At 35.0% G+C, this 8,863-nt stretch carries 7 protein-coding genes; all 7 read left to right on the plus strand.

Annotated elements, in window-relative coordinates; all coding sequences use genetic code 11:
- Window positions 1-67: 67 nt before the first annotated feature.
- The 7 genes from IV36_RS09640 (at window position 68) to IV36_RS09670 (ending at window position 8,321) form a co-directional block, all read left to right on the plus strand.
- A complete protein-coding gene (locus IV36_RS09640) occupies window positions 68-334 on the plus strand; it encodes a phosphocarrier protein HPr (RefSeq protein WP_056992065.1) in 267 nt (88 codons plus the stop codon).
- Window positions 334-2,055, plus strand: coding sequence for a phosphoenolpyruvate--protein phosphotransferase (ptsP, locus tag IV36_RS09645; RefSeq protein WP_056992067.1), 1,722 nt, complete (start codon window positions 334-336; stop codon window positions 2,053-2,055). The genes IV36_RS09640 and ptsP overlap by 1 nt, the downstream gene beginning before the upstream one ends.
- Before the next feature lie 181 nt (window positions 2,056-2,236).
- The gene (locus IV36_RS09650) at window positions 2,237-3,421 is read left to right on the plus strand and encodes a glycosyltransferase family 4 protein (protein WP_056992069.1); all 1,185 of its coding nucleotides are present in this window, start codon (window positions 2,237-2,239) and stop codon (window positions 3,419-3,421) included.
- A gap of 16 nt (window positions 3,422-3,437) precedes the next feature.
- A complete protein-coding gene (locus IV36_RS09655; protein ID WP_056992071.1) occupies window positions 3,438-4,460 on the plus strand; it encodes a glycosyltransferase family 4 protein in 1,023 nt (340 codons plus the stop codon).
- Between the two features lie 2 nt (window positions 4,461-4,462).
- The gene (locus IV36_RS09660; protein WP_056992073.1) at window positions 4,463-5,476 is read left to right on the plus strand and encodes a lysylphosphatidylglycerol synthase transmembrane domain-containing protein; all 1,014 of its coding nucleotides are present in this window, start codon (window positions 4,463-4,465) and stop codon (window positions 5,474-5,476) included.
- Window positions 5,477-5,934: 458 nt separating this feature from the next.
- Window positions 5,935-6,168: a YkuJ family protein gene (locus IV36_RS09665; RefSeq protein WP_056992075.1), complete on the plus strand. Its 234-nt coding sequence runs from the start codon at window positions 5,935-5,937 to the stop codon at window positions 6,166-6,168.
- Window positions 6,169-6,266: 98 nt separating this feature from the next.
- Window positions 6,267-8,321 carry an LTA synthase family protein gene (locus IV36_RS09670; protein WP_056992077.1) on the plus strand — a complete coding sequence of 685 codons (2,055 nt, stop codon included), beginning with the start codon at window positions 6,267-6,269 and terminating at the stop codon, window positions 8,319-8,321.
- Window positions 8,322-8,863 lie beyond the last annotated feature (542 nt).

Genomic DNA, 8,863 nt, shown 5'->3' on the forward strand with positions numbered 1-8,863 from the left:
AAATGTTTTCATTTTCAGATGAGTTCTTAAAATACTTTATTTATAACGTAAAGGAGTCCGACTAGACATGGAAAAGAAAGAATTTCACATTATTGCAGAAACAGGTATTCACGCTCGCCCAGCTACACTTTTGGTACAAGCAGCAAGCAAGTTTAACTCAGATATTACTTTAACTTACAAAGAAAAATCTGTTAACTTGAAATCAATTATGGGTGTTATGTCACTCGGAGTTGGTCAAAATGCTGATGTTACAATCAGTGCTGATGGTGCAGATGAAACAGATGCACTTGCAGCAATTGCAGATGCAATGACAAAGGAAGGACTTGCAGAATAATGTCTGAAATGTTGAAGGGTATTGCTGCAAGCGATGGTATTGCTGCAGCAAAAGCATATATGCTCGTTCAACCAGATTTATCGTTTTCCGAAAGTTCTGTTGAAGATACAGAAGCTGAGACTAAGCGGTTGGACGATGCGGTTGAAGCTGCGAAAGCTGATCTTAAGATTATTAAAGAGAAGGCTGCTGCCAATTTGGGTGCAGATGAAGCAGAAGTTTTCGAGGCACATTTAACAATTTTATCAGATCCTGAGTTGCTTGGAAATATCAAAGATAAGATTGTGAATGATAAAGTTAATGCCGAAAAGGCTTTAAAAGACGTAACAGATATGTTTATCGCTATGTTTGAAGGCATGACAGATAATGCCTATATGCAAGAACGTGCAGGCGATATCCGAGACGTTGCTAAACGTGTTTTAAGTCATTTATTAGGTGTTAATTTGCCTAATCCTGCTTTGATTAATGAAGAAGTAGTGATTGTGGCACATGATTTGACTCCATCTGATACAGCACAATTGGATAGAAATTTTGTGAAGGGGTTTATCACTGATATAGGTGGACGTACTTCACATTCAGCGATTATGTCAAGGACTCTTGAAATTCCTGCTATTGTTGGCTCAGGTAACGCTACTAGTACAATTAAAGAAGGTCAAACTGTCATCATTGATGGTATTGAAGGCGAAGCAATTATTGAACCTTCTGCTGAAGAGTTAAAGAAGTATGAAGACAAAGCTTCTGATTTTGCTAAGAAAAAGGCTGAATGGGAAGAATTGAAAGATGCTAAGACTGTTACAGCAAATGGCAAGCAATTTATTTTAGGTGCCAACATTGGTACACCGAAAGATGTTGCTGGCGCGAACGATAACGGTGCAGAAGCCGTTGGTTTATTCCGCTCAGAATTTTTGTATATGGATGCGAGTGAGCTTCCTAGCGAAGATGACCAATTCGAAGCATATAAACAAGCTGTTGAAGGTATGAATGGCAAGCAAGTTGTTGTTCGTACAATGGATATCGGCGGTGATAAGGAATTACCTTATTTACCACTACCAGAAGAGATGAACCCATTCCTAGGTTATCGTGCTATCCGTATTAGTTTGGATAAGCAGGATATTTTCAGGACACAGTTAAGGGCTTTGTTGCGTGCATCTAATTATGGGCGCTTGGCAATTATGTTCCCAATGATTGCTACTGTAAAGGAATTTAAAGATGCTAAGGCTATCTTTGAAGAAGAAAAAGCTAAATTTGTTAAAGCAGGAAAACCTGTTTCAGATGACATTGAAGTCGGTATGATGATGGAAATTCCTGCAGCAGCAATGATTGCTGACAAATTAGCTAAGTATTCAGATTTCTTTAGTATTGGAACAAATGACTTGATTCAATACACTATGGCTGCTGATCGTGGAAATGAGCGTGTTTCTTATTTGTACCAGCCTTACAATCCTTCAATTTTACGTCTTATTAAGATTATTATTGATTCTTCCCATGCGGAAGGCAAATGGACTGGCATGTGCGGTGAGATGGCTGGTGACCAGATTGCTGTGCCTATCTTAGCAGGCCTTGGACTCGACGAATTTTCAATGAGTGCAACCTCAATTCTTAAGACACGTAGTTTGATGAAGAAGTTAGATACAGATAAAATGAAAAAGTTAGCTGAAAAAGCGGTCAGTGAATGTGAAACAACTGAAGAAGTTATTTCTTTAGTTAAGGAATTTACTGATTAATATATAGTACTTTTAGCCGGATTTCTTTTGAAGTCTGGCTTTTTTATTTTGAATTTGAAGATTAAGTAAAAAAACTATTAAGATTAAAAATGATTTTTAATGAAAAATTGATGAATCATTGCATTAAGTTGTTTGAACCAATATAATTAACATTGACTATTAATTATTAAGGGGGATGCTCGTGAATATTGGGATTTTTACGGATACTTATTTTCCGCAAGTCAGTGGCGTAGCTACCTCTGTTAAAACATTACGTGAACAGTTGGAACAACATGGGCACAATGTGTATATTTTTACAACGACTGATCCGAATGTCGAACCTAATCAATATGAAAGAAATATCTTCAGATTTAGCAGCATACCTTTTATTTCATTTACTGATCGAAGAATTGCAGTAAGAGGTCTTTTTAGGGCCTATCAGGTTGCGAGAGATTTAGAGCTGGATATTGTTCATACACAGACGGAGTTTTCGATGGGTTGGATTGGTAAGTTTGTTGCCAAAAATTTAAAGATTCCATGTATACACACTTATCACACAATGTATGAAGACTATCTACATTATGTTGCTAAAGGCAAATTACTGAAGCCGTATCATGTGAAGCAAATGTCACGTACATTTTGTTATCACATGACAGGGATAGTTGCACCAAGCGAGAGAGTCTTGGATACTTTGGACAGGTATGGAATTAAGGCACCAGTAACAGTTATTCCAACAGGTGTTGATATTAATAAGTTTGGAGACGTCACAGCAGATTTAAATTTACGTGAGAAATACAATTTTAAAAAAGATACACCAGTGTTGTTGACATTAAGTAGGCTGGCTTATGAAAAAAACATTGATAGGTTAATAAATATTTTGCCTGAGGTATTAAAAAAGATACCCGATGCAAAGCTGCTGATAGTGGGAGATGGTCCAGCCATGGAATCCCTAAAACAGCAAGTTAATGATTTGAAATTGGAATCGGCTGTCGTTTTTACTGGCGAGGTGGATAATGAAGTGGTTGCTAACTATTACCATATGGCTGATTTATTCGTATCGACTTCTATTTCTGAATCGCAAGGCTTAACTTATATTGAGGCAATGGCTTCTGGATTGCGCGTTGTAGCGACACATAGTCCGTATACGGATGAGCTATTGAGTGATAAGGATTTTGGAGGAACTTTTAGCAACAAAGAAGAACTTATTGATAAAATTATTTTTTACTTGAACAAGAGTAATGAACAAATTAATCAAGATAAACTAGGGTCCAAATTAGCTTCTATTTCTGCAGATAATTTTGGTGAGAGAATTTTACAGTTCTACGCTGATTGTAAAGCATTGTATGGTAAAGAAAGTGAAACTAGTCATTCTGGCGAAACGGGCTGATTAAGGGAGTTTTAAGATGTTGAAGATTCAGATGTTTTCTTCTGCCACGAAAGTAAAAGGGCAAGGTGTTGGTAGTGCGTATACAGAACTGATTGGGCTGTTACGCAAAAAGTTATCAGGAAAGATAGAAATATCAATTAACAAATTTAGTAGGTCTGATATCAGTCATTATCATACGATTGATCCCCTCTTCTTTTTATCGACTTTTCTTCCAGGAAGAGGTCGAAAGATCGGATATGTCCATTTTTTACCCGAAACACTGGAAGGCAGCTTAAAGTTACCTTGGATTATTAAAAAAATCGTTTATCATTATGTGATTGCATTCTACCGTAGAATGGACCAGCTGGTTGTTGTTAACCCCATCTTTATAAAAGAGCTTGAAAAATATGGGGTTTCAAAGGATAAAATAACGTATATTCCTAACTTTGTTTCGCATGATGACTTTTTTCAAAAAAGTACTGACGAAAAAGAAAAAATTAGGGAAGAACTTGGAATAGGTCGCAACAAATTCGTTGTTCTCGGAGTTGGACAGGTTCAAGAACGCAAAGGTGTTCCCGATTTTATTGAACTTGCTAAGAAGTTGCCAGAATTTCAGTTTGTTTGGGTTGGAGGTTTTTCTTTCGGTAAAATAACAGATGGGTATGATGAACTCAAGAAAGTTGTTGATAATCCGCCTGATAATCTTATTTTTTCAGGGATAGTTGATCGTGTGCAGATGAATGATTATTATAATGCAGCGGATGTTTTCTTACTGCCATCGTATAATGAACTTTTTCCGATGAGTATATTGGAGGCTTTCAGTACTGGAATACCTGTTGTATTACGTTCGCTTGAATTGTATGAGGCAATTCTAAAGGGATATTATTTAGATGGTAAGAATGTTGCTGAATTTGAAACGATCTTAAGAAATTTGGCAAATACACCTGAATTAATTAATGAGATGAGTAAAAAATCATTGGATGCCTCAAATTATTATTCAGAGGATAATCTAGCTAAAATATGGTATGATTTTTACCGTCGACAGACTGAGATGGTGTAGGGATGACAAGAAATAATAAGATTGTTTTACTGTTGATGCTTATCTTGGGGAGTGTTATTTTAGGATTCTCTTTGCGAGATATTTCTTTTAGTTCACTAATGTGCGATGTATCTTCTCTTAAATGGAAATGGCTGTTAGCTGCTTTTGCATGTATGGGGTTGTCATTATTGCTTGAAGCAGTTGTTGTTAAGATACTTTTGCATCGTGAAGGATCGAAATTTAGTTGGCGAGATACCATTAGAATACCTTTGATTGAGCAACTCTTTAATGGAATTACACCCTTTTCTTCAGGTGGACAGCCTGCTCAGCTATTTGCACTTTTGCAATCTGGTGTTGATGCAGGAAGAGCAACTTCAGTTCTTTTGATGAAATTTGTAGTGTATCAATCTATGATTGTCATAAATTTCATATTTGCTTTGTTTATTGGTTTTCATTTGATAGCTGACAAGATGCACGCTCTTTCTATTTTGTTTATTTTTGGATTTGTAGTACATCTAGCAGTTATACTAGGACTTTTGCTAGTAATGTACTGGTATGATTTCACCAAGAAATTGGTTAAGTTAATGTTTAAGCCGGTAAAGTGGTTTTCTAATTCTGAACGCTATATGAAATGGGAAAAAGCGATTGATGAAAAAATTGATAATTTTTACGAGGAAAGTGTACGTTTAAAAGGCAACTGGAAATTATTACTGAAAATAAGCCTTTTAACCCTTGTTCAGTTATCCTTTTATTATGTAATCCCTTATTTTATTTTGTTAGCGTTGCATGTTTCGCATGCACAATTATTATTGGTTATTACTTTGCACATCCTTATTGTAATGGTCATTTCATTGTTTCCAATCCCAGGCGGCTCTGGTGGTGCAGAGTATAGTTTCTCAATGATTTTCTCAACCTTTATTGCTAATTCCAGTAAATTGGTGTTGGCAATGATTTTGTGGCGCTTTGTGACGTATTATTTTGGGATGTTTCTTGGTATGATTGCGTTGATTATTCCGCCAAAGGATAGGGAGAAGTAATCACTGAACTTTTGTCGAGATTAAGTTTTTTTGGTAAGAAAACTTAATCTTATAAAAGAGAGTTTGAGATTGTTTCAGATTCAAAATAGAAGATTGAATCAGTTTTTTCTGGCCAAATTGTTTGGTAGAGAAATTTATTGTTTTAAGACACTAAGCTTTTTAAAATATGACGCTGGGTAACGAAAATGGAGTATCATTGATGAGAATATTTGTATTCTTGTTGATGGTACTTCTTTTTATGTCCTCGATCTTGTTGGACGTAAATCATCTAATAAGGGACCAGTTATTAATTTTCTTATTTATTTTCGGATTAGAATACTTTTTTTAAATCTTTTTTAATGTTATTTGGGTGATAAAAGTGATATATTTCGTGTATGTTTAATTTTTATTTGGTAGAATAAAGCTATTATGTTTACTTAAGGATTGTTTTTCAATCTGGAAAGAAGGAGTTTTTTATAATGGAGATTTCGCAATTAGCAGCAATAATTTCACGTTTAGATGCAATGGTCAAGGAGCAAAGTGATGAGGTTCAAAGTAGACGCTTTGAGAAAGACGGCCGTGAACGCGGAGTAATCAGCTATGATAGGGAAACAGATACATTTACTCTTGAGGAGTTGCCCGATAAACAACAGTTTGAATTTGATAATATTGATCTGGCAGCAATGGAGATTTACGATCTGTTGAACGACTAATTATTAAAAAAATTTGAAGATGAGTTTTATTTTTTTGTTGTGAGAACAAATAGGAATATAATTGATCTAAATGATATTTTGAAGATGGAGGCAGTTTAATGGGGTCGGTCTTAAACAAGATTAGGAATGTCCTGAACACCAAAAATGGTTTCTTTATTTTATTGATGGTTTGTTTCTGGATTAAAACTTATTGGGCTTACCAGACGAAGTTCAATTTAGGTGTTACTGGTGGGGTTCAGGAGGCAATCTTAATGTTGAATCCACTTCCGTTTGGATTATTACTTTTGGGGATTGCATTATATTTTAGAGGGAAAAAGTCATATTGGATTATGATGATAATTGATTTATTGGCATCGCTTCTGTTATTTGCCAATATTCTTTATTATCGCGAATTTTCGGACTTTTTGTCTGTAGGAATAATTAAATCATCAGGTTCAGTTTCGAACAACTTGGGCCTTAGTATTATGGAAATTATTCAACCAAGTGATTTCTTAGTGTTTTTAGATGTTATAGTTTTGAGTCTTCTCTTGATTTTTAAGATTATCAAGGTTGATAAGAAGAAAACAAATTTCAAGTTGGCAGGAGCGGTTACTGCCCTGTCAGTAGTTTTGTTTGCAATTAATCTAACTGTGTCAGAGAAGGATAGACCACAGTTGTTAACAAGAACATTTGATAATAACTATATAGTGAAATATTTGGGGTTAAACTTTTATACTGGATATAATGTTTATGAGACATACAAGGAGAGTTCAACTAGGGCTAATGCTAGCAGCAATGATTTGAAGTCGGTACTTTCTTACTTGAAAAAAAATCGAGCTTCTTCTAATATTTCATATTATGGTAAGGCAAAGGGGAAGAATGTCTTTATTTTCCACCTAGAGAGTTTTCAACAATTTTTGATTAACTACAAGGTTGATGGAAAAGAAGTTACACCAAATATCAATAAATTCTACTCTGATAGCAATACTTTATCTTTTGATAACTTCTTTAATCAAGTAGGGCAAGGAAAAACGTCGGATGCTGAGACAATGTTGGAGAATTCGCTTTTTGGGTTACCATCTGGCTCAGTGATGACACAATATGGTACTTCAAATACTTTCCAGGCATTGCCTGCTATTTTGGACCAAAAGGGATATTCAACGGCAGCTTTTCATGGAGATGTAGGGAGTTTCTGGAATAGAGATAATACCTATAAGTCTTGGGGCTACCAGTATTTCTTTGACGATGATTACTACAAACAAAAAACTGATTATAGCGTGGGATATGGGTTGAAGGATAAAATCTTCTTAAAACAAGCAACTAAGTATATCCAGCAGTTGCCACAACCATTTTATGCAAAATTGATTACTGTTACAAACCATTATCCTTACGAATTGGATAAGCAAAATCAAACTATTGCGAAGACTACAACAGGCGATAAGACTGTTGATGGCTACGTGCAGACAGCACATTATCTGGATCAAGCCTTTGGTGAATTCATATCTTATCTAAAGAAATCTGGGTTGTATAACAACTCAATGATTGTTGTTTATGGTGATCATTATGGTATTTCAAATAATCATAAGAAGGCAATCGCCCAGCTATTAGGGAAGAAGTCGGTTTCAAGTTATGATTTAGCTATGTTCCAAAAAGTACCGTTTATGATTCATATGAATGGATTGAAGGGTGGTATTAATCATACTTATGGTGGCGAAATTGATGTAATGCCAACCCTGGAGGACTTGCTGGGAATAGACTCATCTAATATGATTCAGTTAGGTAATGATTTACTTTCAGAGAACAGAAATCAAACAGTAGCATTTAGAGATGGCGACTATGTTTCACCGACATATTCTAAGATTGGAAATAAAGTGTACGATAGTAGCGGTAACTTAGTCAAAAATCTGACTGCTGAGCAAAAGGCACAGGTTGATTCTATGCAATCTCATACAGATAAAGTCTTATCGTTATCAGATAAGATTGTTACTGGGGATCTTTTAAGATTCTACACACCTTCTGGGTTTAAGAAGGTTAATAAGAGCGATTATAGCTACAAATATACAGATGGAATGAAAAAGTTAAAGGCTGCTCAAAAGAAGGGAACTAGCCTGATTGAAAAATATGGTGGTTCAACTGTAAATCTGTTTAAGACAGATGCACCTGAACTGAAATAGGATTATCTAAAAAGGGACCGCGTCAAGAATTTTGGCGCGGTTTTTTGTTAGTCGTATGTAAATGTGTTCTATGAGTTGTAGCTATTCGATTAGCTGCAAATTATTTATGTGTACCTCAAGCCGCAACTTCGAGTAAGTTACTCAAGGCCCATTGTATTGGCATGAAATTTTATTTTTATTCTTATGTATTTTGTGATTCAACATAGATAATGATTAAGTAAAATAATGCATAGTATCCAAAATTTGGAATTAGTGGATAGTCTGGATACAGTCATATTTCTAGCGTATATAAATGTAATTTAAGAGTATTTGGAATAAATAGAAAAAACTTCTTGACGCGTAACGTAATACTTGGTATTATATTTGTTGTCGTTAAGAGATATGAATGCTTAGGTGAAACAAATGTTTGAATAATTATTAGTTCTTAAGAATTTTTATTCAAAAAAAGTTATTGACTTTAGCGATCAACGATGGTATTATTGAATAGTTGCGTTAAGCAATTAAGTAGACCTTTGAAAACTGAACAAAGTTTCGACAAATCA

This window comes from Liquorilactobacillus mali (genome assembly GCF_001437155.1).
GTDB lineage: Bacteria > Bacillota > Bacilli > Lactobacillales > Lactobacillaceae > Liquorilactobacillus > Liquorilactobacillus mali_A.

What these genes read in the sequence shown, in the direction of transcription:
- IV36_RS09640 (WP_056992065.1), top strand. Translation starts at nt 68, where the DNA reads ATGGAAAAGAAAGAATTTCACATTATTGCAGAAACAGGTATTCACGCT.
- ptsP (WP_056992067.1), top strand. Translation starts at nt 334, where the DNA reads ATGTCTGAAATGTTGAAGGGTATTGCTGCAAGCGATGGTATTGCTGCA.
- IV36_RS09660 (WP_056992073.1), top strand. Translation starts at nt 4,463, where the DNA reads ATGACAAGAAATAATAAGATTGTTTTACTGTTGATGCTTATCTTGGGG.
- IV36_RS09665 (WP_056992075.1), top strand. Translation starts at nt 5,935, where the DNA reads ATGGAGATTTCGCAATTAGCAGCAATAATTTCACGTTTAGATGCAATG.
- IV36_RS09670 (WP_056992077.1), top strand. Translation starts at nt 6,267, where the DNA reads ATGGGGTCGGTCTTAAACAAGATTAGGAATGTCCTGAACACCAAAAAT.
- IV36_RS09655 (WP_056992071.1), top strand. Translation starts at nt 3,438, where the DNA reads ATGTTGAAGATTCAGATGTTTTCTTCTGCCACGAAAGTAAAAGGGCAA.